Annotated in this window: 23 protein-coding genes; 20 read left to right on the top strand and 3 right to left on the bottom strand. The window is 69.7% G+C overall.

Annotation, left to right across the window (positions count from 1 at the left end):
* Nucleotides 1-358: 358 nt before the first annotated feature.
* A complete protein-coding gene (locus tag AB0I82_RS06580; protein WP_363255948.1) occupies nt 359-676 on the bottom strand; it encodes a hypothetical protein in 318 nt (105 codons plus the stop codon).
* A 4-nt stretch (nt 677-680) separates the two neighbouring features.
* On the opposite strand from AB0I82_RS06580, the gene AB0I82_RS06575 reads away from it, so the two are divergent.
* Nucleotides 681-974: a hypothetical protein gene (locus tag AB0I82_RS06575; protein WP_363255947.1), complete on the top strand. Its 294-nt coding sequence runs from the start codon at nt 681-683 to the stop codon at nt 972-974.
* Nucleotides 975-1,010: 36 nt separating this feature from the next.
* Here the strand turns inward: AB0I82_RS06575 and AB0I82_RS06570 are convergent, their stop codons facing one another.
* The gene (locus tag AB0I82_RS06570; RefSeq protein ID WP_363255946.1) at nt 1,011-1,670 is read right to left on the bottom strand and encodes an SCO family protein; all 660 of its coding nucleotides are present in this window, start codon (nt 1,668-1,670) and stop codon (nt 1,011-1,013) included.
* Between the two features lie 269 nt (nt 1,671-1,939).
* Here AB0I82_RS06570 and AB0I82_RS06565 point away from each other — a divergent pair, with 269 nt between their 5' ends.
* From AB0I82_RS06565 to AB0I82_RS06495, 15 genes are all read left to right on the top strand, one after another.
* Nucleotides 1,940-3,391 carry an MFS transporter gene (locus AB0I82_RS06565; protein WP_363255945.1) on the top strand — a complete coding sequence of 484 codons (1,452 nt, stop codon included), beginning with the start codon at nt 1,940-1,942 and terminating at the stop codon, nt 3,389-3,391.
* A gap of 272 nt (nt 3,392-3,663) precedes the next feature.
* Nucleotides 3,664-4,881 carry an aminotransferase class I/II-fold pyridoxal phosphate-dependent enzyme gene (locus AB0I82_RS06560; protein ID WP_363255944.1) on the top strand — a complete coding sequence of 406 codons (1,218 nt, stop codon included), beginning with the start codon at nt 3,664-3,666 and terminating at the stop codon, nt 4,879-4,881.
* Between the two features lie 94 nt (nt 4,882-4,975).
* Complete coding sequence (locus tag AB0I82_RS06555) at nt 4,976-5,488, top strand: MaoC family dehydratase (RefSeq protein ID WP_363255943.1); 513 nt, start codon at nt 4,976-4,978, stop codon at nt 5,486-5,488.
* A gap of 65 nt (nt 5,489-5,553) precedes the next feature.
* Complete coding sequence (locus AB0I82_RS06550; protein ID WP_363255942.1) at nt 5,554-6,393, top strand: SAM-dependent methyltransferase; 840 nt, start codon at nt 5,554-5,556, stop codon at nt 6,391-6,393.
* Complete coding sequence (locus tag AB0I82_RS06545) at nt 6,390-7,460, top strand: class I SAM-dependent methyltransferase (RefSeq protein WP_363255941.1); 1,071 nt, start codon at nt 6,390-6,392, stop codon at nt 7,458-7,460. Before AB0I82_RS06550 ends, AB0I82_RS06545 begins: the two co-directional genes overlap by 4 nt.
* A 61-nt stretch (nt 7,461-7,521) precedes the next feature.
* Nucleotides 7,522-8,412 (top strand): diiron oxygenase, encoded by an 891-nt coding sequence (locus AB0I82_RS06540; protein WP_363255940.1) that lies wholly within the window; start codon nt 7,522-7,524, stop codon nt 8,410-8,412.
* 29 nt (nt 8,413-8,441) lie between these two features.
* On the top strand, nt 8,442-9,332 hold the full coding sequence (locus AB0I82_RS06535) for a hypothetical protein (RefSeq protein WP_363255939.1): 891 nt from the start codon (nt 8,442-8,444) through the stop codon (nt 9,330-9,332).
* A gap of 1 nt (nt 9,333) precedes the next feature.
* Nucleotides 9,334-9,801 (top strand): holo-ACP synthase, encoded by a 468-nt coding sequence (locus tag AB0I82_RS06530; protein ID WP_363255938.1) that lies wholly within the window; start codon nt 9,334-9,336, stop codon nt 9,799-9,801.
* Nucleotides 9,802-9,811: 10 nt separating this feature from the next.
* Entirely contained in the window at nt 9,812-10,054 is a 243-nt protein-coding gene (locus tag AB0I82_RS06525) for an acyl carrier protein (RefSeq protein ID WP_363255937.1), read from the top strand.
* 2 nt (nt 10,055-10,056) lie between these two features.
* The gene (metK, locus tag AB0I82_RS06520) at nt 10,057-11,250 is read left to right on the top strand and encodes a methionine adenosyltransferase (RefSeq protein WP_363255936.1); all 1,194 of its coding nucleotides are present in this window, start codon (nt 10,057-10,059) and stop codon (nt 11,248-11,250) included.
* A gap of 58 nt (nt 11,251-11,308) precedes the next feature.
* A complete protein-coding gene (locus tag AB0I82_RS06515) occupies nt 11,309-12,292 on the top strand; it encodes a carbohydrate kinase family protein (RefSeq protein ID WP_363255935.1) in 984 nt (327 codons plus the stop codon).
* On the top strand, nt 12,289-15,753 hold the full coding sequence (metH, locus tag AB0I82_RS06510; RefSeq protein ID WP_363255934.1) for a methionine synthase: 3,465 nt from the start codon (nt 12,289-12,291) through the stop codon (nt 15,751-15,753). The genes AB0I82_RS06515 and metH overlap by 4 nt, the downstream gene beginning before the upstream one ends.
* Complete coding sequence (gene metF / locus AB0I82_RS06505; RefSeq protein WP_363255933.1) at nt 15,750-16,613, top strand: methylenetetrahydrofolate reductase [NAD(P)H]; 864 nt, start codon at nt 15,750-15,752, stop codon at nt 16,611-16,613. The genes metH and metF overlap by 4 nt, the downstream gene beginning before the upstream one ends.
* Nucleotides 16,606-18,009, top strand: coding sequence for an adenosylhomocysteinase (gene ahcY / locus AB0I82_RS06500; protein ID WP_363255932.1), 1,404 nt, complete (start codon nt 16,606-16,608; stop codon nt 18,007-18,009). Before metF ends, ahcY begins: the two co-directional genes overlap by 8 nt.
* A 29-nt stretch (nt 18,010-18,038) precedes the next feature.
* Nucleotides 18,039-18,713 carry a maleylpyruvate isomerase family mycothiol-dependent enzyme gene (locus tag AB0I82_RS06495; protein ID WP_363255931.1) on the top strand — a complete coding sequence of 225 codons (675 nt, stop codon included), beginning with the start codon at nt 18,039-18,041 and terminating at the stop codon, nt 18,711-18,713.
* Between the two features lie 19 nt (nt 18,714-18,732).
* Here AB0I82_RS06495 and AB0I82_RS06490 read toward each other — a convergent pair whose 3' ends face one another.
* Entirely contained in the window at nt 18,733-19,473 is a 741-nt protein-coding gene (locus AB0I82_RS06490; RefSeq protein ID WP_363255930.1) for a PIG-L deacetylase family protein, read from the bottom strand.
* Nucleotides 19,474-19,651: 178 nt separating this feature from the next.
* Between AB0I82_RS06490 and asnB the strand changes: the two genes are divergently transcribed.
* The 4 genes from asnB (at nt 19,652) to AB0I82_RS06470 (ending at nt 24,866) form a co-directional block, all read left to right on the top strand.
* The gene (asnB, locus tag AB0I82_RS06485) at nt 19,652-21,442 is read left to right on the top strand and encodes an asparagine synthase (glutamine-hydrolyzing) (RefSeq protein WP_363255929.1); all 1,791 of its coding nucleotides are present in this window, start codon (nt 19,652-19,654) and stop codon (nt 21,440-21,442) included.
* Nucleotides 21,439-22,392 carry a PrpF domain-containing protein gene (locus tag AB0I82_RS06480; RefSeq protein WP_363255928.1) on the top strand — a complete coding sequence of 318 codons (954 nt, stop codon included), beginning with the start codon at nt 21,439-21,441 and terminating at the stop codon, nt 22,390-22,392. The genes asnB and AB0I82_RS06480 overlap by 4 nt, the downstream gene beginning before the upstream one ends.
* A gap of 145 nt (nt 22,393-22,537) precedes the next feature.
* On the top strand, nt 22,538-23,281 hold the full coding sequence (locus AB0I82_RS06475; RefSeq protein ID WP_363255927.1) for an SDR family oxidoreductase: 744 nt from the start codon (nt 22,538-22,540) through the stop codon (nt 23,279-23,281).
* Nucleotides 23,282-23,303: 22 nt separating this feature from the next.
* Complete coding sequence (locus tag AB0I82_RS06470) at nt 23,304-24,866, top strand: class I tRNA ligase family protein (RefSeq protein ID WP_363255926.1); 1,563 nt, start codon at nt 23,304-23,306, stop codon at nt 24,864-24,866.
* Nucleotides 24,867-24,935: the final 69 nt, after the last annotated feature.

The raw sequence follows: 24,935 nt of genomic DNA, 5'->3' as shown, positions 1-24,935 counted from the left end.
TGAGGTCTGTACGAGTGCGCTTCTTATGAGAGCGGAAGGTTGCCTCGCGCCAGCGGCATGTGTGTATGGAGCGTGTCGGTCCTCGGACACGCGCCATATGCACATACAAGCGCGGGTCGTGACTCAACACTCACGACTCGCGTTTCTGCGTTGTAGGCAAGCTCAAGCCCGAAAGCCTCGTACAGGTGCCGCTGCCGCTCAGGCTCCGCGGCCGCCAGCAGGCCGCGCATGTCACCCAGCTCTTCGACCATCGCGCGAATCTGCTCCGTCGTGAAGATCGTGGGCCGTTGCGTTGATCGCTGGTGGAGTTGCTGCTGGGCGACGTGCCGCTCGGCTTGTGCTTGATTGATCCACTCGGTTACCACGGCGGGGTCGGCTCCGCCGTCCAGGGCGGTGCGGTACTGGTTGAGGCGGCGGTCACAGTCGGCGACCGTGCGGCGGGCGGCTCCCAGGTCGGGTCGGGTGCTTGCTCGCGTTCCTGGCTGCGCTGCAGTTCCTGCAGTGTATGGGCGAGTCGTTCCGGGGCGAACGCGGTGGCGATCCAGGCGTCGAGCGCCGGCAGGATGACGTCCTCCGCGATGGCGGGCACCTTGAGCATCCGCGCCGGCGTGAAGTAGGCACTGCTGATCACGAACGCGAGGACCTTGTCCAACGCTGCGCGCAGTGTGATCGTCACTGATGTGGGCATACGTCTGTTCAATCCGCCGCGCGCCGCGGTCACCATTGGTGTGGTTCGGCCCGACAAGGCCGGTATGGCCTCGGGTACGGGGGAGGCCGTCCAGCAGGTCGGTGTCGCCGTCAGCGGTGCTGGACCAGGTGACGGTGGCGGCCCGTTCCGCCTCGCCGGCTCCCCCGCCGACGTCATGGTCGTCTGCGCGCTGTGGTCGCCGCTGTCGGCGCGGCCATCGCGTGCCCTGGCGCTCGCGCTGGTCCCCGCGGCCGTGCTCGCCGGTACGGCTGACCACGGATGCTGATTGGCGGGACGACATCCCTGCCGTGAACGCCGGGCGTCAGGAGTTGGGGATCTCGCCCTTGATCAGCTTCGGAAGGTCTTTGGTGTAGCCGTCGGCGGTCGCTTCCTCGCTGTACACCACGTGCGCCTTGTCGTCCTTCGGCGAGAAGGCGAGCACCGTCTTTCCGTGGGTAGAGACGATCTTTCCGTGCTCGTCCTTCTCCGGGGCCTGGATGCCCACTCCCACGCTGCGGGCGGCGGCCTGGGTGGCCTTGAAGTCACCGCTGAGCCCGATGAAGTCCGGGTCGCCGGCGCCGCGCAGCCACGTACCGAGCCGTTTCGGGGTGTCCCGCTCCGGATCGGAGGTGATGAAGACGACCCGCAACTTGTCCTTCTGGGCTGCGGACAGCTTCTTGTAGGCGAGGGCGATGTTGCTCATCGTCAGTGGGCAGACGTCGGGGCAATTGGTGTACCCGAAGTAGACCAGGGTCGGGTGGCCCTTGGTCTCCTTGGCCAGGTCGTATTTCTTCCCGTGAGTGTCGGTGAGGGTCAGCTCCGGTTTGGTGAACGGAGTGTCGAGCACGGTGGCGGCCGGGTGGTTCTGGGCGCTCGTCGAAACGGCGAACGGCTCATCCTTGCTCTTGCCTTCACCGCAGGCGGAGAGCGTCAGGGCTGCCGTCGCGGTCAGTGCAGCGGCGATCACAGTGGTCTTACGCATGTCGATGTCGTCCCGTGCAGCGGTGGTGAAAACGCAGGAGACCGTCTCGCGCGTTACGAGCCGGTGGCCTCGCGGCCATGCACCTGAAGCGCACAGGCGCACACGGGTGAGCCTACGGCAGTGGGCGGATCGGCCCCTGCGCGCCCCCGCTGCTGTGCCGCGCCGTGGAATCCCGGGCGAACCCCTTTTCCTGAAGTACCCCCCAGGGGTATGTTACTGTCCGCTCCGCAGGTACCCCCTAGGGGTATGTAACGGAAGGGGACAGTGGAATGTCAACCGTCAATCCGCGGCGTTGGTGGGCACTTGGCGTGCTCGCGGCCGCTCAGTTCATGGTCATCATGGACACGTCGATCATCGGGGTCGCGCTCCCCGAGATGCAGAAGGATCTGGGCTTCTCGCAGGGCGAGTTGCAGTGGGTCTTCAACGCGTATGTGATTGCTTTTGGCGGGCTGCTGCTCCTGGGCGGTCGGCTTTCCGACCTGCTCGGCGCCCGTAAGGTCTTCACCGCCGGCTGGGTCGTCCTGATCGCCGGTTCGGTTGTCGCGGCGGCCGCTTCGACCGCGTGGGTCGAGGTCGTCGGGCGGGCCGTGCAGGGTGTCGGCGGTGCGCTGATCGCCCCCGCCGCCATGACGCTGCTGATGATGCTCTTCGGGCACAACCCGAAGGAGCTCGGCAAGGCCATGGCGCTGTACGGCGCCGCGGCTCCCGCGGGCGGTACGGCCGGTGTGTTCATGGGCGGTGTCTTCACCGAGTGGATGAGCTGGCCGTGGGTGTTCATCATCTATGTGCCGATCGGTGTTGCGACGCTCGCCGCGACGAAGCTGCTGCCGGCCGTCGAGTCGCGCCGCGGTTCCGTGGACGTACTCGGCGCGGTGTCCGTGACCGCCGGTCTCGCGCTCGCCGTGTACGCGGTGGTCCGCGCCCCCGAGGTCGGCTGGGGCGCCACGGAGACCGTGCTGGAGTTGGTCGGCGCGGCCGCGCTCCTGGTGCTGTTCTTCGTGATCCAGAAGGCCATCCGGCAGCCGCTCATGCCGCTCGGCATCTGGCGGGTGCCGCGCCTGGGCTCGGCGAACCTGGGCATGACGCTGCTCGGCGCGGCCTGGATTCCGATGTGGTACTTCCTGAACCTCTATCTCCAGCAGGTGCTGGGTTACGGGGCGTTCGCCTCCGGTGCGGCGCTGCTGCCGATGACCGTGCTGCTGATGATCTTCATGACCGTCATCACGGCGAAGCTGCTGGCCAAGGTCGGTGCCAAGGCGCTGATCGGCGGCGGGCTGCTGGTCCTCGCGCTCGGTCTGGTGTGGCTGTCGGCCGTCGAGCCGACCGGTTCGTTCATGGTCGACGTACTGCCGGCCTCGCTGGTCTCCGCGCTGGGCATGTCGCTGGCGTACATCCCGGCGATGATGGCGGCCATGTCCGGCGCCCCGCAGGAGCAGGCGGGCCTGGCGTCCGGCATCGTCAACACCACGTACCAGGTGGGTTCGGCGTTGGGTCTGGCCGCGCTGACCGCGCTCGCCACCTCGCAGGGCGCCGGTGAGCTCGGCAACCTGCCCGCGCTGACGGACGGCTTCAGCGCCGCCTTCCTCGGTGCCGCGGCCATTGCCGCGGTCGGCGGTCTCATCACGCTGCTCGTGATGCGCAGCGAGAAGGCCGCGGCCGCCGCTGCCGCCCGGCAGGCACAGGCCACCCCGGCGTCTCGGGGTGAGCAGGTCGGCGTGTAGCCGATGGGCTGCCCAGCAGCCGTACGGCTGCCACCGCTCCGGTGGCAGCCGCCGCACCAAGGGCCGCTCGATGTCTCGCACCAGGCATCGGGCGGCCTTCGCCATGTACGAGGTCGCGCGACCCCGTTCGCGACGCAGGAGACAGGAGGTCGTTCGTGTCAGCTCGCCGTACCACTACTGGAGAGATCCGTACCACTACGGGAGAGAGCCGTACCACTACGGGAGAGAGCCGTACCACTACCGGAGAGATACGCTCCGGGGGTATCGGCCCCATGGATATCCGCACCCGGGCCGTGCACGTCAGCAACGAACCGTCCGGCGGTGCGGGCGCAAGCCGGCCGCTCAGTGTGCCGCTGGTCCAGTCCTCCGCCTTCGCCTTCGACTCGGCCGATGCGCTGGCGGAGGCGATGTCGGGCCCGGACGGCCAGTACGTCTACAGCCGGCGTGGGAATCCCACGGTGCGCGCGCTGGAGCGCACCGTCGCCGACCTCGAAGGGGGCGCGGCGGCGATCGCCTTCGCCTCCGGCATGGGAGCCATCAGCGGTGTGCTGCTGGCGTTGCTCAAGCCCGGTGACCACGTCATCGCGCAACGGTGCCTGTACGGCGGGACGTACGCGGTGCTGTCGGATCTGGCGGCCAGGTACGGCGTCGACGTCGATCTCGTGGCGGGGGACGACGTGGAGGAGTTTGCGGGCCTGGTCCGGCCGCGGACACGGCTGCTGTTCCTGGAGACCATCGCCAACCCGACCGGACAGGTGCCCGATCTCGATGGGCTGCTCGCCGCCGCACGCGGGCGCGGCGTGGTGAGCGTGGTGGACAACTCGCTCGCCTCGCCCGTGCTCTGCCGTCCGATCGAGCACGGCGCGGACGTCGTTGTGCATTCGTCCACGAAGTACCTCGCCGGGCACTCCGACGTGCTGGGCGGGGTGGCCGTGTTCGCCGAGGACGGGCTCCGGCGGGAGGTCTGGCCGCGTACGGTCGAACTCGGCGCGGCGGCAGACCCGTTCGCGGCCTGGCTGACCCTTCGGGGGCTGCCCACGCTGCCGTTACGGATGCGGCAGCACTGCGCGAATGCCGAATTGCTGGCGGGCCGGCTGTCCGGCCATCCCGCGGTGACCGCCGTCCACTGGCCCTGGCTGGCCGGTCACCCTTCGTACCCCGTGGCGCGCAAGGTGCTCGCGGGTGGAGGCGGCATGGTCTCGTTCGAGCTTGCCGGAGGGCGCGCGGCGGGGCGGGCGTTCATCGAGCGGGTGCGGCTTGCCCAGTTGGCGCTCTCGTTGGGTGGTGTGGAGACCCTCGTGACCCACCCGGCCTCCACCTCCCACCGGGAGCTGGACGCGGCAGCGCTCGCGGCGGCCGGAATCGGCGCGGGGACGGTGCGGATGTCGGTGGGCATCGAGCACGCGGACGACCTCTGGGCCGACATCGACCGGGCGCTGTGTGATGCCAACGTGGCGGGGCAGAGCGAGCGTTGGGCGATTGAGGCGTAGATTTGGATTGACAAAATAAATGACTGGTTCGTAGATTGGAGGTGGCTCAGAGAACTGCTCTTCAGCTCAAGTCAGCTCAAGGGGGAGGCGCGTCATGCGCTATTTCGAGGACTTCCGCGCCGGTGACGTCCATGAACTCGGCACCGTCACCGTGACGGAGGAAGAGGTGCTGGAGTTCGCGCGGCGGTTCGACCCGCAGCCGTTCCACACCGACCCCGAGCTCGCGAAGCAGTCGCCGTTCGGCCGGCTGATCGCCAGCGGATTCCACACCTCGGCGCTGTTCATGCGGCGCTACGTCGACGGACTGCTCGCCTACAGCGCCTGTGCCGGCTCGCCCGGCATCGACGAGGTCCGCTACCACCGCCCCGTCCGGCCCGGTGAAACCCTCACCGCCCGCATCGTGGTCCTCGGTTCGCGCCCCTCTCTGGGCAACCCCGCCACCGGCATCGTGCAGCCCCGCTGCGAGCTGGTGGCCCCTGACGGGACGGTCGTGTTCAGCATGATCCTGCACAGCATCTTCCGGCGGCGCCCTGCCGACTCCTCCGCCCGGACCCCCGTGTCGATGCCCGCGGCGGAGGACCCGGTCCCCTGCGCACGTATCAGCTGAGCACGACCGTCCTCCCACCTCGTCCTGAGTGACCTCCCACACCGTCCTAAGTGAAGGGGGCCTTCGTGGAGGCCGTATCCCGCACCGCCCAGTGGACCGCCGCAGCGCGGGCGCTGGAGACCGAACGCGAGGACCGGCTGTTCGCCGACCCGTACGCCCGCACCGTCGCCGACGACATCGGCTTCGAGCTGCTGGAGCGCTACGCGGGCGCCGGAACAGTCCCGTTCCTCGCCATCCGCACCACTTACCTCGACCGCGCGATCAGCCGCGCGGTCACCGACCAGGACATCCGCCAGGTCGTCTTCCTCGCCGCCGGCATGGACACCCGCTTCTTCCGGCTGGAGTGGCCCACCGGTGTCACCGTCTACGAACTGGACCGGCCGGCGCTCCTGGAGGCCAAGGCCGCCATGCTGGCCGAGGAGCCCGCACCCGCCGGGCGTGAGCGGCGCACCGTGGCCGTCGACCTCACCCAGGACTGGACCGGCCCGCTCAAGGAAGCGGGCTGGCAGTCCGAAGAGCCCACACTGTGGGTCGTCGAAGGTCTGCTGTTCTTCCTCCCGGAAGTGGCCGTACGCACCCTTATCGCCACCCTGGCAGGGCAGAGCGCCCCGGGCTCGGTCCTGCTCGGTGACGTCATCAGCCGCGCCGCGCTGCAGAACCCGCTCTCCCGGCCCTTCCTCAAGGCGCTCGAAGAGGACGGCAATCCCTGGCTGTTCGGTACGGAGGAGCCCGAGCGGCTGCTCGCGGAGTGCGGGTGGTCCGTACGCGAGGTGAAGCAGCCCGGTGAGGAGGGCGCCGACTTCGGCCGCTGGCCCTACTCCGTACCCCCGCGCGAGGTGCCCCGCGTCCCGCGGTCCTTCCTGTTCACCTGCGACCTGCCGACCGGCGAGGAGAACCCCTCATGACCACGGTGACGACCACCCCGGCGACCACCGCCACCGACTTCCACCAGCGGATCATCGGCGACGCGGCCGCCGCCGTGCGTGGGCTGACGGTCTCCCTCGGACAGCGGCTCGGCCTGTACCGCGCGCTCGCCGAGCACGGCCCGCTCACCCCGGCCCAGCTCGCCGAGCGCACCGGGATCAGCGAGCGGTACGCCGTGGAGTGGCTGCACGCCCAGCTCAGCGCGGAGTACGTGCAGCGCCAGGACGGTACGGACGCGTACGCACTGCCCGCGGCGCACGCGGCCGTACTCGCCGACCCCACCGCCGTGACCTACGCCGCCGGTTTCTTCACGGCCCTCAAGGCGCTGTACGCCACCGAGGACCTGCTCGTCGACGCGTACCGCACCGGCGACGGCGTCGGCTGGGCCGAACACGACCCGGCCCTGGACACCGGCATGGGCAGCTTCTTCGAGCCGACCTACCAGCACCGCCTCATCTCCGACTGGGTGCCGTCACTGCACGACGTCTCCGAGAAGCTGGCGGCGGGCGGTACGGTCGCGGACGTCGGCTGCGGTGTCGGGCACACCACCCTGCTGATCGCCGAGGCGTTCCCGAACGCCACGGTGCACGGCTTCGACTACTCAGAAGAGGCCATCACCATTGCCCGGCAGCTCGCCGAGGACGCCGGCCTCTCCGACCGGGTCGTCTTCGACGTGGCGTCCGCCGACGACTACCCGGGCACGGGATACGACCTCGTCACCTTCTTCAACTGCCTGCACGACATGGGTGACCCGGTCGCCGCTGCGCAGCACGTCCGTAAGTCCCTTGATGGGGACGGTACTTGGATGCTCGTCGAGTCGAACGTTTCGCCCGACGACGTCGACGCCGGGACCCCCGCCGCCCGCATGTTCATGGCGCTGTCCGCCGTGATGTGCCTGCCCGTCGCCGTCGCCCAGCGCGGCCCGCACGCACTCGGCAACCACTCCGGTGAGCAGGCCTTCCGCGCCATCGCCACCGAGGCCGGCTTCGGCCGCTGGCGGCGCGCGACGGAGACGCCGGTCAACGCGGTGTACGAGGTCAGGCCCTGACAGCCCCGAGGGTCCTGAGCGCCTTGACCGCCCTGCCACCACCGAACCAAGGAGAACCTTTATGGCCGGCTCCGCCCTGCCCACGTCCGACCGCTTCCTGGAAGTCCTCGCCAGACTGAGCGAGAAGTCCGTCGAGGACTACTACAACCCGTACCAGCAGTTCGAGTGGCCCGAGCGGCTCGACGAGGACCGCATGTGGATGAGCCCCGAGCTGCTCACCCCGTACGGCACTCCGTACTTCGACGAGCTGGGAGAGGACACCATCCGCCGGCTCTCGAAGTGGGAATCGGTGAACTTCTACAGCCTCAACGTGCACGGCATCCGGGAGCTGCTGATCGAGGTCGTCGGGCGCATCCACATGCCCGGCTTCGAGGTGCCCTCGGACTTCTTCCACCACTTCATCGGCGAGGAGAACGAACACATGTGGTTCTTCGCCGAGTTCTGCCGCCGCTACGGCGGCAAGATCTACGGTTCGACCGCGCTCCACGCTGACTCCGCATGGGAGCCCGAGGCCGAGAACTTCCTCGTCTTCGCCCGGATCCTGTTCTTCGAGGAGCTGGTCGACCACTACAACACGCGGATGGCACAGGACGCCTCGCTGTGCGACACCATCCGCCAGGTCAACCGCCTCCACCACCAGGACGAGTCCCGCCACATCGCCTTCGGCCGCGAGCTCGTCTCGCTGCTGTACACCCGGATGCGCGAGCGCCTCAGTACGGAGCGGCTGGCCGAGGTCGAGGCGTACCTGAAGCGCTACGTCGTCTTCAGCGTCAACTCCCTTTACAACCCGCACGTTTACCGCGACGCCGGGATCGCCGACCCGCTGGGGCTGCGCAACGCCCTCATCGCCGACGAACGCCGTCGGGAGCACGAGCGCAAGGCCATCCGCAAGCCGCTCGCCTTCTTCCGCAAGACCGGCATCTTCTCGGACGACACCCTGCCGGTGATCTGACCCTCCTACCCGCCACTGCGAGGTGGACCGTGACCACAGCACCACCTGCCCAGACCCCATCCCAGCCGCAGACCGGCCTGCCGTCCCTCGGCCCCGAAGGCACCGCCCTGCTCCGGCTGCTCGACGACACCTTCGAGAGCTGGGGCGTGGCGGCCGGCGCCCGGTCGATGACCATGCCGCCGCTCCTCCCGGCCGCGGATCTCGCCCGGCTCGACTACTACGACAACTTCCCGCAGCAGGCCGTCGTCGCCGCGCCACTCGACCTGGCACGACGCGACGCCTCGCCCTTCTGCGCCGACACCGGCTGTTTCCCCTGCCAGGCGCTGCAGCCCGCGGAACTCGGCCTGCCCTCCGCCTCCTGTTACGCCGTCTACCTCGATCATCAGGGACAGCAGGTGGCCGACGACACGCTCGTCACCATCGTTGGTTGGTGCTTCCGGCAGGAGCAGTACTACGAAGGACTGCGCCGCCAGCTCGCCTTCCGGATGCGGGAGATCGTCGCCATCGGCAGCCGGGACCACGCCGAGGCGCACCTGTGCAGTTTCACCGAGCGCATCGCTGCCTTTGCCGAGGCGCTCGACCTGCCGCTGCGCAAGGAGGCCGCCTGCGACCCCTTCTACGACAAGGGCAGCACCAAGGCACTGATGCAGCGCCTCTCGCCCGTCAAGCACGAGTTCCTGTACGAGGACCTGGCCATCGCCTCGGTCAACACGCACCGCAACTTCTTCGGTGACCGCTGCGACATCACCCTCCCCGACGCCGGCGGCCCGGCCTTCACCAGCTGCGTGGCCTTCGGCCTGGAGCGCTGGCTGTCAGCCCTCACCCGCCGCCACGGCAGCTGGGATGCGGCGAGCGAGGCGGTCCGGCGGGCGAACGCCGCGGCTCCGGTCGCCGCGCCGGCCGGCGGGCCGGTGACCTGAGGTGCCGGCCCGTCCCACCGCCCCACCGGCGGGCGGCCTGGGCTGGGCGAATCTCGGCATGGACATCGTGTCCGTCACCCGCGTCCGCAGGCTCCTCACCGAGCACGGCGAGGAATTCTTCGGCCGGATGCTCGACGCCGGAGAACTGGACGACTGCCGTACGTCCGCCGGCCTCGACCTGCTCGGCCTGTGCGGCCGCATCGCCGCCAAGGAGGCGGCGTTCAAGACGCTGCGCGTCCGCCACGTGCTGCTTCCCTGGCGGGACATCGTCGTACGGCGCGCGGACGGCGGCTGGCCGGTCGTCCGGCTCAGGCGCAGAGCAGCCGAGTACGCCGCACAGGCCGGCATCACCGAGATCACCGTGAGCATCAGCCACGACGTCGATTACGCGGTGGCCGTGGCCGCCCCGATTCTCGGCGACCCGGTCCCACCCCTCACTCACCCCTCTCCCGAACAATCGGCACCGTAAGGAGCACCCCATGAACGACGGTCTGCAGCAGGTCAAGGAATGGATCCTCAAGCGCCACCCGGAGCGCGAGGACATCCCCGGCGACCTCGACCTGATCGAAAACCGCCTCATCGACTCCCTGTCCTTCGTCGAGTTCGTCTTCCTGCTGGAGCAGCAGTGCGGGAAGTCCATCGAAATGGAGACCCTGGAGGTCGACGCCATCCGCACGTTCGACGCCATCGAGACGAACTTCTTCTGTGCGGAGGTGGACTGACGATGAGCAGACGGCTCTTCACCTCGGAATCCGTGACCGAGGGCCATCCTGACAAGATCGCTGACCGGATCAGTGACACCGTCCTGGACGCCCTGCTCGCCCAGGACCCGACAGCCCGGGTCGCGGTGGAAACCCTGATCACCACCGGCCAGGTGCACATCGCCGGTGAGGTCACCACCACCGCGTACGCGCCCATCGCCCAACTCGTGCGTGACGCCGTGCTCGACATCGGGTACGACTCGTCCGCCAAGGGCTTCGACGGTGCCTCTTGCGGCGTCTCGGTCTCCCTCGGCGCCCAGTCACCGGACATCGCACTCGGCGTCGACACGGCGGACAAGGACGGCGACGAGCTCGACCGGCAGGGCGCCGGCGACCAGGGCCTGATGTTCGGGTACGCCTGCGACGAGACCCCGGAGCTGATGCCGCTCCCGATCCACCTCGCCCACCGCCTGTCCAAGCGCCTCACCGACGTACGCAAGGACGGCACCGTCCCCTACCTGCGGCCCGACGGCAAGACGCAGGTCACCATCGAGTACCAGGGCAGCCGCCCCACGCGGCTGGACACCGTGGTCGTCTCCTCGCAGCACGCCTCGGACATCGACCTGGACTCGCTGCTCACGCCCGATATCCGCGAGCATGTGGTGGAGCACGTACTCGGGCAGCTCGCCGACGACGGCATCAAACTGGAGACCGACGGCTACCGCCTGCTGGTCAACCCGACGGGCCGGTTCGAGATCGGCGGCCCGATGGGTGACGCGGGCCTGACCGGCCGCAAGATCATCATCGATACGTACGGCGGCATGGCCCGGCACGGAGGCGGCGCCTTCTCCGGCAAGGACCCGTCCAAGGTGGACCGCTCCGCCGCGTACGCCATGCGCTGGGTCGCGAAGAACGTGGTGGCGGCCGGCCTGGCCACGCGCTGCGAGGTCCAGGTCGCCTACGCCATCGGCAAGGCCGAGCCGGTCGGCCTCTTCGTCGAGACCTTCGGGACCGCGATCGTCCCCCAGGCCCGTATCGAGGAGGCCATCGCGGAGGTCTTCGACCTCCGTCCCGCCGCGATCATCCGCGACCTGGACCTGCTCCGCCCCATATACGCGGAGACCGCAGCCTACGGGCACTTCGGCCGCGAACTCCCCGGATTCACCTGGGAGCGCACCGACCGCGCGGCGGCCCTGCGCGCGGCCGCGGGCGTCTGACGCGCGGACCGGATCCTGACATGCGGATCGGAACCTGACATGTGGACGGGAGCCTGACATGCGGATCGCGATCACGGGGTCGATCGCCACCGACCATCTGATGACCTTCCCCGGCAACTTCACCGACCAGCTGCTGTCCGACCAGCTCGACCGCGTCTCCCTCTCCTTCCTTGCGGACCGGCTCGATGTCCGCAGGGGCGGAGTGGCGGCCAACATTTCCTTCGGGCTCGGCCTGCTCGGGCTGCGCCCGGTGCTGGTCGGAGCAGTCGGTGCCGACTTCGAGCCGTACCGCGTATGGCTCAAGCAGCACGGCGTGGACACGGACTCCGTCCGGGTCAGCGAGGAGCTGCACACGGCCCGGTTCGTCTGCACCACGGACCGGATGCAGAACCAGATCGCGACCTTCTACGCCGGCGCGATGTCCGAGGCCCGCCACATCGACCTCGGAGCGGTCCTCGAACGGGTCGGGCGCCTCGGCCTGGTCATGATCTCACCGGACGATCCGGAAGCGATGGTGCGGCACACACGGGCGTGCCGCACCCTCGGCATCCCCTTCGCCGCGGACCCGTCCCAGCAGCTGGCCCGGCTGGACCGGGCGGCGGTGCGAGAACTCGTGGAGGGCGCACGCTGGCTCTTCACCAACGAGTACGAGGCCGCCCTGCTGCTGGAACGGTCCGGCCTCAGTGAAGCGGAGGTCCTGCACCGCGTCGGCTGCTGGATCACCACGCACGGGGAGGCGGGGGTTCGCATCCACCGGGAAGGCCGACCCCCTCTCGCGGTCCCTGCCGTGGAGGTCGCGGGCGTCGTCGACCCGACCGGGGTGGGCGACGCCTTCCGCGCCGGCTTCCTGGCCGGCCTGGCATGGGGTGTGCCGGAGAAGTGCGCCGCGCAGCTGGGCTGCGCGGTCGCCGCCACGGCGCTGGACTACGTCGGCACACAGGAGTACCGCCTCTACCGGGACTCCCTCATCACGCGCATCCGCAACACGTACGGCGTGGGCTGCATCGCCCATCTGGTCGTGCACCTGGGGGAGTTGACATGACAGTCGCACGGGGGACGGCACTCCGGCAGGCACTGCGATCCAGGGTCGTGGTGGCCGACGGAGCCATGGGCACCATGCTCCAGGCCCACGACCCCAGCCTGGAGGACTACCAAGGGCACGAAGGCTGCAACGAGATCCTGAACTTCACCCGCCCGGACGTCGTCCGGTCGGTGCACGAGGCGTACTTCGCGGTGGGCGTGGACTGCGTGGAGACCAACACCTTCGGCGCCAACCACGCCGCGCTGGGGGAGTACGACATCCCCGAGCGGGTGTACGAGCTGTCCGAGGCCGGTGCCCGCATCGCGCGGGAGGCCGCGGATGCTTCCGCCGCCCGGGACGGGCGGGAGCGCTGGGTGTTGGGTTCGATGGGACCGGGCACCAAGCTCCCCACGCTGGGGCACGCGCGGTACGAAGTGCTGCGCGATGCGTACGAACAGAACGCGGCAGGGCTCATCCACGGCGGCGCGGACGCGCTGCTGGTGGAGACCGTGCAGGACCTGCTGCAGGCCAAGGCGGCGGTGCTGGGGGCGCGGCGGGCACTGGACGCGGCCGGCGCCGATCTCCCACTGATCGTTTCGGTGACGGTGGAGACCACCGGCACGATGCTGCTGGGCTCGGAGATCGGTGCGGCGCTGACCGCGCTGGAGCCGCTGGGCATCGACATGATCGGCCTGAACTGCGCGACCGGCCCGGCAGAGATGAGCGAGCACCTGCGTTACCTGGCCCGGCATGCGGGAGTGCTGTTGTCCTGCATGCCCAACGCGGGTCTGCCGGTGCTGGGCAAGGACGGCGCGCACTACCCGCTGAACCCGGGCGAACTGGCCGATGCGCAGGAGGGGTTCGTCCGGGAGTACGGGGTGTCGTTGGTGGGCGGGTGTTGTGGCACGACGCCCGAGCACCTGCGCCAGGTCGTGGAGCGGGTCCGTGGCGCTGCGCCGGCGAGCCGGGCGCCACGTCCGGAACCGGGAGCGTCGTCGTTGTACGCGCACGTCCCGTTCCGTCAGGACACCTCGTACCTGGCGATCGGTGAGCGCACCAACGCGAACGGCTCGAAGAAGTTCCGTGAGGCCATGCTGGAGGGCCGCTGGGACGACTGCGTGGAGATGGCGCGGGACCAGATCCGCGAGGGTGCGCACATGCTGGACCTGTGCGTGGACTACGTGGGCCGGGACGGCGTGGCGGACATGGAGGAGCTGGCGGGCCGCTTCGCCACCGCCTCGACGCTGCCGATCGTGCTGGACTCCACCGAGGTGCCGGTCATCGAGGCCGGCCTGGAGAAGCTGGGCGGCCGCGCGGTCATCAACTCGGTGAACTACGAGGACGGTGACGGCCCGGAGTCCCGCTTCGCCAAGGTCACCGCGCTGGCCAAGGAGCACGGCGCCGCGCTGATCGCGCTGACCATCGATGAGGAGGGCCAGGCCCGTACGCCCGAGCACAAGGTGGCCGTGGCCGAGCGGATCATCGCCGACCTCACCGGCAACTGGGGCATCCGCGAGTCCGACATCCTCATCGACACCCTGACCTTCACCATCTGTACCGGTCAGGAGGAGTCCCGCAAGGACGGCATCGCCACGATCGAGGCGATCCGGGAGCTGAAGAAGCGTCACCCGGACGTGCAGACCACGCTGGGCCTGTCCAACATCTCCTTCGGCCTGAACCCGGCTGCGCGCATCGTCCTGAACTCGGTGTTCCTGGACGAGTGCGTCAAGGCGGGCCTGGACTCCGCGATCGTGCACGCGTCGAAGATCCTGCCGATCGCGCGCTTCGACGAGGAGCAGGTCAAGGTCGCCCTGGACCTGATCTACGACCGCCGCAGCGAGGGCTATGACCCGCTGCAGAGGCTGATGGAGCTCTTCGAGGGCGCCACGGCCAAGTCGCTGAAGGCCGGCGCGGCCGAGGAGCTGGCGCAGCTGCCGCTGGAGGAGCGCCTGCAGCGCCGCATCATCGACGGCGAGAAGAACGGCCTGGAGGAGGACCTGGACGCGGCCCTCCAGGACCGCCCCGCGCTGGACATCGTCAACGACACCCTGCTCGCGGGCATGAAGGTGGTCGGCGAGCTGTTCGGCTCCGGCCAGATGCAGTTGCCGTTCGTGCTCCAGTCCGCCGAGGTCATGAAGACCGCGGTGGCCTACCTGGAGCCGCACATGGAGAAGGTGGAGGGCGATGAGGGCAAGGGCACGATCGTGCTGGCCACCGTCCGTGGCGACGTCCACGACATCGGCAAGAACCTCGTCGACATCATCCTGTCCAACAACGGCTACAACGTCGTCAACCTCGGCATCAAGCAGCCGGTCTCCGCGATCCTGGAGGCCGCCGAGGAGCACAAGGCCGATGTGATCGGCATGTCCGGGCTGCTGGTGAAGTCCACGGTGATCATGAAGGAGAACCTGGAGGAGCTGAACCAGCGCAAGATGGCGGCCGACTTCCCCGTCATCCTCGGCGGCGCCGCGCTGACCCGTGCGTACGTGGAGCAGGACCTGCACGAGATCTATGAGGGCGAGGTCCGCTACGCCCGCGACGCGTTCGAGGGCCTGCGCCTGATGGACGCCCTGATCGCGGTCAAGCGCGGCGTGCCGGGCGCGACCCTGCCGGAGCTCAAGCAGCGCCGCGTCAAAGCAGCCACCGTTCACATCGAGGAGCGGCCGGAGGAGGGCGCCACTCGCTCGGACGTGGCCACCGACAACCCCGTCCCGACCCCGCCCTTCTGGGGCACCCGCGTGGTGAAGGGCATCCAGCTCGCCGACTACGCCTCCTGGCTGGACGAGGGCGCGCTCTTCAAGGGCCAGTGGGGGCTACGGAAGGAACAGATCCCGACCGACGGCCGACCGCGGCTGCGCATGTGGCTGGACCGTTTGCGCACGGGCAACCTGCTGGAAGCCGCCGTCGTGCACGGCTACTTTCCCTGCGTCTCCAAGGGCGACGACCTGATCGTCCTGGACGAGGATGGCACGGAGCGCACCCGGTTCACCTTCCCCCGGCAGCGGCGCGGCCGCCGGCTCTGCCTGGCGGACTTCTTCCGGCCGGAGGAGTCCGGCGAGACCGATGTGGTCGGCCTGCAGGTCGTCACGGTCGGCTCGAAGATCGGCGAGGAGACGGCGAAGCTGTTCGCGGCCGACTCCTACCGCGACTACCTGGAGCTGCACGGCCTCTCCGTCCAGCTCGCCGAGGCGCTCGCCGAGTACTGGCACGCCCGGGTCCGCGCCGAACTCGGCATCGCGGACCAGGAGCCCGGTTCGCTCGACGGGATGCTGCGTACCGAGTACCAGGGCTGCCGTTACTCCCTCGGCTACCCGGCCTGCCCGGACCTGGAGGACCGCGCGAAGATCGCGGACCTGCTCCGGCCGGAGCGGATCGGCGTACAGCTCTCCGAGGAGTTCCAGCTCCACCCCGAGCAGTCCACGGACGCCATCGTCACCCACCACCCGGAGGCCACGTACTTCAACGCCGGGAGGCGGGCATGAGGCCCGGGCCCACCTTTTCCTTCGAGTTCTTCCCACCGAAGACATCGGCGGGCGAGCGAGCGCTGTGGGAGTCGATCCGCCGGGCGGAGAGCCTGTCCCCGGACTTCGTGTCCGTGACGTACGGAGCCGGTGGCTCGTCGCGGGACCGTACGGTCGAGGTGACCCGGCGCATTGCCGACGAGACGACTCTCCGGCCGGTCGCGCATCTGACTGCCGTCGGACATTCGGTCGCTGAGCTGCGGGCCATTGTCGGCCGATACGCCGACGCGGGGATCCGCGACGTCCTGGCCCTGCGTGGTGACCCGCCGGGTGACCCGCGCGGTACATGGACTCCGCACCCCCAGGGCCTGACGTACGCCTACGAGCTCGTCGAACTGGTCCGTTCGCTGGGCGACTTCACCATCGGGGTCGCGGCGTTCCCCGAGCGGCATCCGCGGTCCGCCGACTGGGACACCGAGATCCGGCACTTCGTCGCCAAGTGCCGGGCCGGTGCCGATTACGCCATCACGCAGATGTTCTTCCACGTCGAGGACTATCTGCGGCTGCGGGACCGGGTGGCCGCTGCGGACTGTGACACGCCGATCATCCCGGAGATCATGCCGGCCACCGACGTACGCCAGATCCGCCGCTTCGCCGAACTCAGCGGTGCCGCGTTCCCGGAGGAACTGGCGCACCGGCTGGAGGCAGCACGCCACCGTCCGGCCGACGGCCACCGTATCGGCGTCGAGTACGCCACGGAGATGGCCACGCGCCTCCTCGCGGAAGGCGCGCCCGGGCTGCACTACATCACCCTCAACCGCTCCACCGCGGCCCTCGAAATCCATCACAACGTCCTGTCGTCAAGGAGTGTCCATGCCTGAGTCCACCGACTTCAAGGTCGCCGACCTGTCCCTGGCCGCCTTCGGCCGCAAGGAGATCACCCTCGCCGAGCACGAGATGCCCGGTCTGATGGCGATCCGCAAGGAGTACGCCAACGCGCAGCCGCTGGCCGGCGCCCGCGTCACCGGCTCGCTGCACATGACCGTGCAGACCGCCGTCCTCATCGAGACCCTGGTCGCCCTCGGCGCCGAGGTCCGCTGGGCGTCCTGCAACATTTTCTCCACCCAGGACCACGCGGCTGCCGCGATCGCCGCGGCCGGCATCCCCGTGTTCGCCTGGAAGGGCGAGACGCTGAAGGAGTACTGGTGGTGCACCGAGCAGGCACTCAGCTGGCCCGGTGGGACCGGCCCGAACATGATCCTGGACGACGGTGGCGATGCCACCCTCCTCGTCCACAAGGGCGCCGAATACCAGAAGGCGGGCGCTGTACCCGACCCGGCGACGGCAGACAACGACGAACTCCGCGTCGTGTTGGAGCTGTTGAAGAAAAGCACAGCCGACTGGGTCGCGCTCGCCTCGGAGATCCGCGGCGTGACGGAGGAGACCACCACCGGTGTGCACCGTCTGTACGAGATGCACCGCGACGGCACCCTCCTCTTCCCGGCGATCAACGTGAACGACGCCGTGACGAAGTCGAAGTTCGACAACAAGTACGGCTGCCGCCACTCCCTGATCGACGGCATCAACCGCGCCACCGACGTCCTGATCGGCGGCAAGACCGCCGTCGTCTGCGGCTACGGCGATGTCGGCAAGGGCTGCGCGGAGTCGCTGCGCGGCCAGGGCGCCCGCGTGATCGTCACCGAGATCGACCCGATCTGCGCGCTGCAGGCGGCGATGGACGGTTACCAGGTCACCACCCTGGACGAGGTCGTGGAGACGGCGGACATCTTCGTCACCACGACCGGCAACAAGGACATCATCATGGCCTCGGACATGGCCAAGATGAAGCACCAGGCGATCGTGGGCAACATCGGTCACTTCGACAACGAGATCGACATGGCCGGGCTGGCGAGCATCGAGGGCATCGTCAAGGACGAGGTCAAGCCGCAGGTGCACACCTGGACCTTCCCCGACGGCAAGGTCCTGATCGTCCTCTCCGAGGGCCGCCTGCTGAACCTGGGCAACGCCACCGGTCACCCGTCCTTCGTGATGTCCAACTCCTTCGCGGACCAGACGCTGGCCCAGATCGAGCTGTTCACCAAGCCCGAGCAGTACCCGACCGACGTGTACGTGCTGCCCAAGCACCTGGACGAGAAGGTCGCCCGCCTCCACCTGGACTCCCTGGGCGTCAAGCTCACCGAGCTCCGCCCGGAGCAGGCCGCCTACATCGGCGTCGAGGTCGAGGGCCCGTACAAGCCGGACCACTACCGTTACTGAGACGAGTTGGTACTTGCGGAGGGGGAGTTGTGTCCAAGCCTGAGCCCGAGTCGGGGCGCGATCCGGAACTGCCAGGACGGTTGCTGCGCACCGAACGCGACGCGCTGATGCCGTTGCTGCGCGCAACGCCGGAGGACCGGTTCGCCCTCCGTACGGCATGCCCCGGATGGACCGTACGGGACGTCCTCGCGCACTGTGCGGCGGCGCTCGTACGGATCGTCGAGGGGCGCCTCGAAGAAGGGGTGTTCCTGCCGGAGGCGAACGCCGCGGACGTCGCCGAGCGCGCGGACTGGTCCTTGCCCCGTGTGCTGGACGAGTTGGAGCGCGGCTTCACGGAGGCCGGCCCGGCGATCGCGAAGTACGAGGACGGGACGCTGGACACCGTGGCCTTGGGGGAGTGGGTGCACGCGGGCGATGTGCGCGAGGCATTCGGTGTACCGGGAGCCTACGCAGGGGCCGCCACCGAGGCTGCCCTGCCGCTCCTCGCAGTTGCCAGCAGGCGGCGGGAGACACCGCTTCTGCACGCCTACCTCGACGGTTCGGCCGTACCACTGGTGCTCGGCAACGAGACCGAGGGACGGCCCGCCGCGGTCTTCCACGGCGACACACCGTCCCTGATCCGCGTCTACTCCGGCCGGCCACTCGTCGGCACACGGTACGAGCTGTCCGGCGCCACCGAACAGGAGCTTCTCATCTACCGCTGACGCACCGTCACTCTCCCCGTCATTCCGTATTGACGATCTGGAAGGCCTCGGCGAGGCGGCCTGGTGGCAGGCCGCCCGCCCGTGCGTGTTCGGAGAGCCAGTCGTGCAGCAGGCCGGCCAGGTCGTCGAAGTGTGCGGTCTGGGAGGTGTGGATGCGCAGGGCGTCGACCTTGCGGTCGAAGACCGGGGTGACGTCGACGTACTGATTGGGAGAGGGGCCCGTCATCAGCCACAGTTCGGTGACGGCCCATGGCTGAAGGCCCTCCTCCTTGAGGAGTTCCTGGTGCGCGAACGGGTTGCGGGCCTCCGGGTAGATCGCGCGCAGTGCGGCATCACCCACCGCCCGATGGTCGGGGTGCAGGTCGGCGACCCGCTGCCAGTTGATCTCGGGGCTGGGAATGATGGCCCGCTGTGGCCGCACTTCGCGTATCACCCGGCACAGATCACGGCGCAGTTCGACGCTCGGCTCGACGAATCCGTCCGGGTAGCCGAGGAAGCGGATGTCGTGGACGCCGCTGAGCTTCGCCGAGTGGGTCTGTTCGGCGCGGCGGAGGTGCGCCATGGCCTGGCGCGGCAGCTGTTCGTCGTAACCTCCCGCGCCGCCGTCCGTGACGATGCAGTACGTCACGCGGGTGCCGTGGGAGATCCACTGCATCACGGTGCCGCTCACACAGAACTCGATGTCGTCCGGGTGCGCGGCCACGACCAGCAGACTCTCGGGCGCGGCGCGGTCGGGGGAGTCGGTAGTGAAATCACCCATGTGGCCAGCCTGGTGAGCGCGCGTGCGGCCGACAAGGCGGGGGCGATGGCGCGTTCGCGTCATGACACTTACGCGCCAGACAAAAAATTGGTAGCTTCAAATCATTGGTTGAGCAATGAGAGCTGTTTCGGTGGTCGGGCCTGTCGTGGGCCCGCGCGAGCATCCGGAGGCGACCGGCATGTGCAGGATCTTTGGCTCCTTCGCGGTCGGGGCCACCCGGCCCGAACTCGCGGCGGTCTCGGCGCGGCAGCGACACGGCGGCCCTGACCAGCGCGGTGTGGCGCGTGGACCGGGCTGGTCACTCGGCTGTGACCGGCTGGCGATCACCGACCCGGCCGGCGGCACCCAGCCCTACCGCCTCGCGGCAGTGCCCGGAGTGCTGGCCGTACTGAACGGTGAGATCTACAACCACGCCGAGCTGCGCCGTCGCCTCGCCGCCCGCGGACACCGCTTCCCGGACGCCTGCGACGGCAGCCTGCTGCCCGCGCTCTACGCCGAGTACGGGCCCGCGTTCGCCGAGCACCTGGACGGCATGTTCGCCATCGCCGTGCTCGACCTCCGAGCGCGGCCCCAACTCGTGCTGGCCGTCGACGACATGGGCATGAAGCCCCTGCACTATCACTGGTCGGAGAGCGGTGCTGTCCGGTTCGCCTCGGAGATACCGGCCCTGCTCGCCTTCGACGGCGTTCCCGCGACGCCCCGCGAGGACGCCCTGGACACGGTGCTGGCGACGCGTACCGCGCTCGGGACCCACACCGCGCTGGAAGGAGTCCGGGTTCTGCCGCCCGGCGCCACGGCAGTGATCCGGAGCGGCGAACCGCTCCGGGTGCGGCAGCGGGCGCCGCATGCAGCGCCCGCCCTTGGCGATGCCCAGGATGTGCTGCGCCACGAGGTGCACCGGCTGGCGCGCACCGGGAGCCCGCTGTGCGCCATCACCAGCGGCGGCCTGGACTCCGGGCTCGTCACGGCGCTCGCCGCCGAAGAGGTGCGGGAAGCCGGCGGCGGACCGCTGCACACCTTCCACCTCTCCTACCGGGGACGCTGGCCCGCCGCCGAACACGAACACGCCCGGGCCGTCGCCCGCCGGTCCCGCACCGAACACCACCACATCGCCGTCGATCCCGCCGAGTTCGGCTCACTGCTCACCCGTACGGTCCGCCACCTGGGCCAGCCGAATGCCGATCCCATCGCGCTGAGCACCTACGCCCTGTTCCGCGCCGTGCGCGAGGCAGGCTTCACCGTGGCGCTCACCGGCGACGGCGCGGACGAGCTCTTCGGCGGTTACGACCGGATGCGCGCCGCGCTGGCCGCCCCGGCAGGCGCCGACTGGATCACTCCGTACGTCGATGCGCTCGGCGCCGCACCGCGGCTGCTGCGCGAGCGGCTCTACACCCCGGCCTACCGCGCATACGTGGCGGAGCGGGGCTCGGCGGCCGACCGGATCACCGCCGAGCTGCGTGCGTACGCGCGAGAAGACGCGGACCGGCTCACCACGCTCACCCGCTTCGAGACGGGCCGCCGCCTGCCGGCCTACCACCTGCGCCGCGTCGACCACCTGAGCATGGCCTGGGCGGTCGAGGCCCGCATGCCGTTCTGCCAGCCATCGGTGGCCGCGTACGCCCGGAGCCTGCCGGTGTCCGCGCGAAACGGGAAGCGGGCGCTGTACGAAGCGGGCCGCGGGCTGCTCCCGGCCGCCGTCCTGCGCCGCCCCAAGCAGCCGTTCACCCTGCCGGTGGCCGCCATGCTCACCGCCGGGAGCCCGCTGCTGGACACCGTCTGCGAACTGCTCTCGCCCGCGCGACTGCGACGGGGCGGCAGGGTCCGCGCCGACCGGGTGCAGGCGCTGCTGGCCCGGCAGCTGGCCCGCCCCTCCGACACCGACGCCCTCGCCCTCTGGGGCATCGCCGTGCACGAACTGTGGACGGAGGTCGTCCAGGGGATGCGGATCCCCGCCGGATGCGCCGCGTGACTGCGGACGTCGTCCGCGCGGAGGGCGCTCCGGGGCCGACCCTCGTGCTCGACCGCGACCGGCTCCCGCCCGGCACGCTCGCGTCCCGTTCCGACCTCGCCACCGTACGGGCGTGGTTGGAGCGGTCCGGGCGCGGGCGCATCCGCAAGCTCGGGCTGTACGGAACCTCCGCCGACCCGGCGTACGACCTGGACTACCGCTTCGTGCAGTGCCTGCCCGGCGGCTTCGACTTCCGGACCGGGTGCGGGCACTCGCTGTTGGCGTGCGTGGTCGCGTGCGGGCTGCCCGGGCCGGTGCGGGTACGCGCGGTGACCACGGGAGACGCCGTGGTGTGCGAGCCGGAACCCGGCGGGACGTACACGGTGCGTCTTGAGCGGCCCGGGCCGCTGCACGCCCTGCTGCCCACCGGCCGACCACTCGACTTGCTCTGCGGGCTGCGGGTGACACTCGTACGGTTCGGCAATCCGTACGTCCTCGTCAGCGCGGCCGACCTCGGGCTGCGGTCCACGCGGGAGCTGTTCACGGCGGATGACTCGGTGCTTACTCGGCTGCGCGATGTCCGGGCGGCCGCCGCCGCGGTCCTCGGCCATCGTCCGGACGGTGCCGTGCCGAAGGTCGCCGCGCTCGCCGCGGACCGTACAGGAGCACTGGCCGTACGGGCGGTCACGGTGCCCGCATGGCATCCGAGCCTCGCCCTGACCGGTGCCCTGTGCGTCACGGCGGCCGCGGCGATCCCGGGGACGCTGCCGGAGCTGCTGACGCGGACCGACGAGAGGGCGCCCGGGGCTTTCAGTCGGCAGCCCATGCGCCTGATGACCCCGGGCGGGGCCGTCGTCACCTCAGCGGCCACAGCCGGGTCCTGGCTGCGTGACGTGAGCGTGCACGGCAAGCGCGCCCGCGTCGTCGAGCGCGGGGTGCCGCTGCCGTGGCGTATCCACGTCACGGCGTGAACGCGCAGCCGTTCGCGGCCCTTCCGTGCTGAGTCCTCTGCCAGGCTGGTGACCGGAGGCTCCCCGAATTCCTTCGCATTCCTGGGGAGTCCGCATCTTTTGTGTCCGCAGCCTTTCGTGTCCCCAGCCGGGAGAGCCGACGAGAATGACATTCGAGAATCTGCACGTCGTGGTCACCGGCGCCTCGCGCCATTTCGGGCGGGCACTCGCCATCGGATTCGCTCATCTGGGCGCCGAGGTGTATGTCTCGGCCCGGACCGTCGAGGCCGCGGAACGCACTCGCACAGAGGTGGTCGGTGCGGCCCGGGAACGCATTCACGCATTCGGCTGCGACTTGAGCAGGCCCGCCGACATCCGCGACTTCGCCCGCCAGGTCAGTGAGCGTACCGACCGGGTCGACCTGCTCGTCAACAATGGCGCCCGCTGGCTCGACGGGATGGAGTTCGAAGCGGCCACCGACGACCAGATCGTCGAGACCATCGAGTCGACGGCCGGCGGCACCGTGCTGATGGTGAAGCACTTCCTGCCGCTCCTGCGGGCGTCCCAGCGACCCGACATCATCAACATGGTCGCGGTGAGCGCCGCGTACGGTGCGGGGAACGCGAAATCGTCGGCGCACGAGGCGTTTTACGCGGCCAAGAGCGCGCAGGCCGGATTCGCCGACATTCTCTCGCGACGCCTCGGCCCCTCGGGGGTACGGGTCTTCTCCCTCTATCCGCCCGACTTCTCGACCTCGGACCCGAAATCCGTGGAGTGGGAGGGAATGAGCGCGAACCCCTCCCAGCAGGACGAGAAACTCACCACGCAGGCTCTCTTCGAATGCATCGTCTACGCGGTGGAGCAGCCACGGGATTGCTTCATCCGCTCCTTCCACTTCGAACCCCGCTGAGCACCAGCTAGGAGGTCCATCCGTGCCCACGCCTCTCTGGATCACGGCGACCCCACCCGCCCCCCACGGCGAACTCCACATCGGGCATCTGGCAGGTCCGTACGTCGCCGCCGATGTCCTCGCCCGCTTCCTGCGCGCCGACGGCCGACCCGTGCTGTTCACCACCGGCACCGCCGACCACGCGGTGTCGGTGCAGGAACGTGCGCTGCGTACCGGCCGCAAGCCGGCGGAGGTCGCCGAGGGCTACCACGCCGCGATCACCGCCGACTGGCGGCGCTCCGGCATCACCTTCGACCGCATCGTCCAGCCACGTCAGGACAGCGGCTATACGCGCTGGGTGCAGGACCTGTTCGTCCGGTTGCACGCCGAAGGGGTCATCGCGCCGCGAGCGCGACTGCTGCCGTACTGCGAGCCGTGCGACCGCTGGCTGTACGGCGCGCGCGTCACCGGAGGCTGTCCGCACTGCGGCGTGACGGGAGCGGGCGGCGTCTGCCGCACGTGTGCCTGGCCGAACGACTGCGGCGACCTGCTCGAACCGTCCTGCGACCGGTGCGGAACGGCCGCGCGGCTCCGCCGCTGCCGACGGCTGTACCTGCCGCTGGAGCCGTTCCGGGAGACGCTCGCCGACTACTGGAACACCCTGGACCTGCCGCCGAGGCTCGCGGCGCTGTGCGAGAGCCTGATCGAGGACGGGCTCCCCGACGTGGCCGTTGGGTACCCCGGCGACTGGGGCATCGCGGTCCCGGTCGACGACTTTGCCGACCACCGCATCGACGCCTGCTTCGAATCCGCGGCCATGCAGCTGTTCGGCCATGCGTCGCGGGACGAGCCGTGGCCGGAGCGCACCGTGCACTTCTGCGGATTCGGCCACGCCTTCTGCCACGCCGTGCTGCTGCCCGCGCTGTTACTGGCCCAGGGCGTGAAACTGCCGCAGGACTTCCACGTCAATGAGGGATTCCGCATTCAGGCCGGTGCTGACGAGGTGTGGGCACTGGACCTGCTCACCGAGTTCGGTTCCGACACGCTGCGCCGCCACGTCCTCGCAGCACGCCCGGTCGGCCGGGACACCACCTTCGACCGCGACCACCTCGCGCGGGCCCGACAGGTGCTCGACGGCACCTGGAACGGCTGGCTCTCACGGCTGTTCGCCGCGGTCCGCGAGGAGAGCTCCGGACTGGTGCCGCAGGTACTGCCGGGAGGCGCCGGATGGGACGTCCATCTGCGGCGGATGAACCGGGGAGTGGCGGAGCTGCGCGAGGCGTACAGCCTTGACTCCTTCGATCCACGCAGGGCCGTGGCGATGCTCGATGAGATCGTGCGGTCCACGGACGACTTCGGGCATGTCAACGCCCATGAACGGCGGCGGCCGCATCGCGACGGACGGCATCTGGCGCCCCTCGTGGCGGAGTTGAGCGTCGCCGCCGCCCTGACCGCGTGGGCGCGTCCGGTGATGCCGGAAGGAGCCGACCGGCTCGCGGCGGCACTGCGCATTGCTCCCGGCGGACCGGTGGACGAGGACGCACTCGCCGCTCCCGCGGCCGGCACGCGCCTCGATCCGCCTTCCGGCCCGGTCTTCGGATTCTGAGGGCGGTACGGGCGACAGCCCGTACACGCACTACGCCGGCACCACAGCGAACCACTCGCACCATCTCTT

Source organism: Streptomyces sp. NPDC050315 (genome assembly GCF_040655775.1).
In the GTDB taxonomy this organism is placed as follows: Bacteria; Actinomycetota; Actinomycetes; order Streptomycetales; family Streptomycetaceae; genus Streptomyces.
Note: the sequence above shows the minus strand (reverse complement) of the source record. Positions and strands in the feature narration are given on the sequence as shown.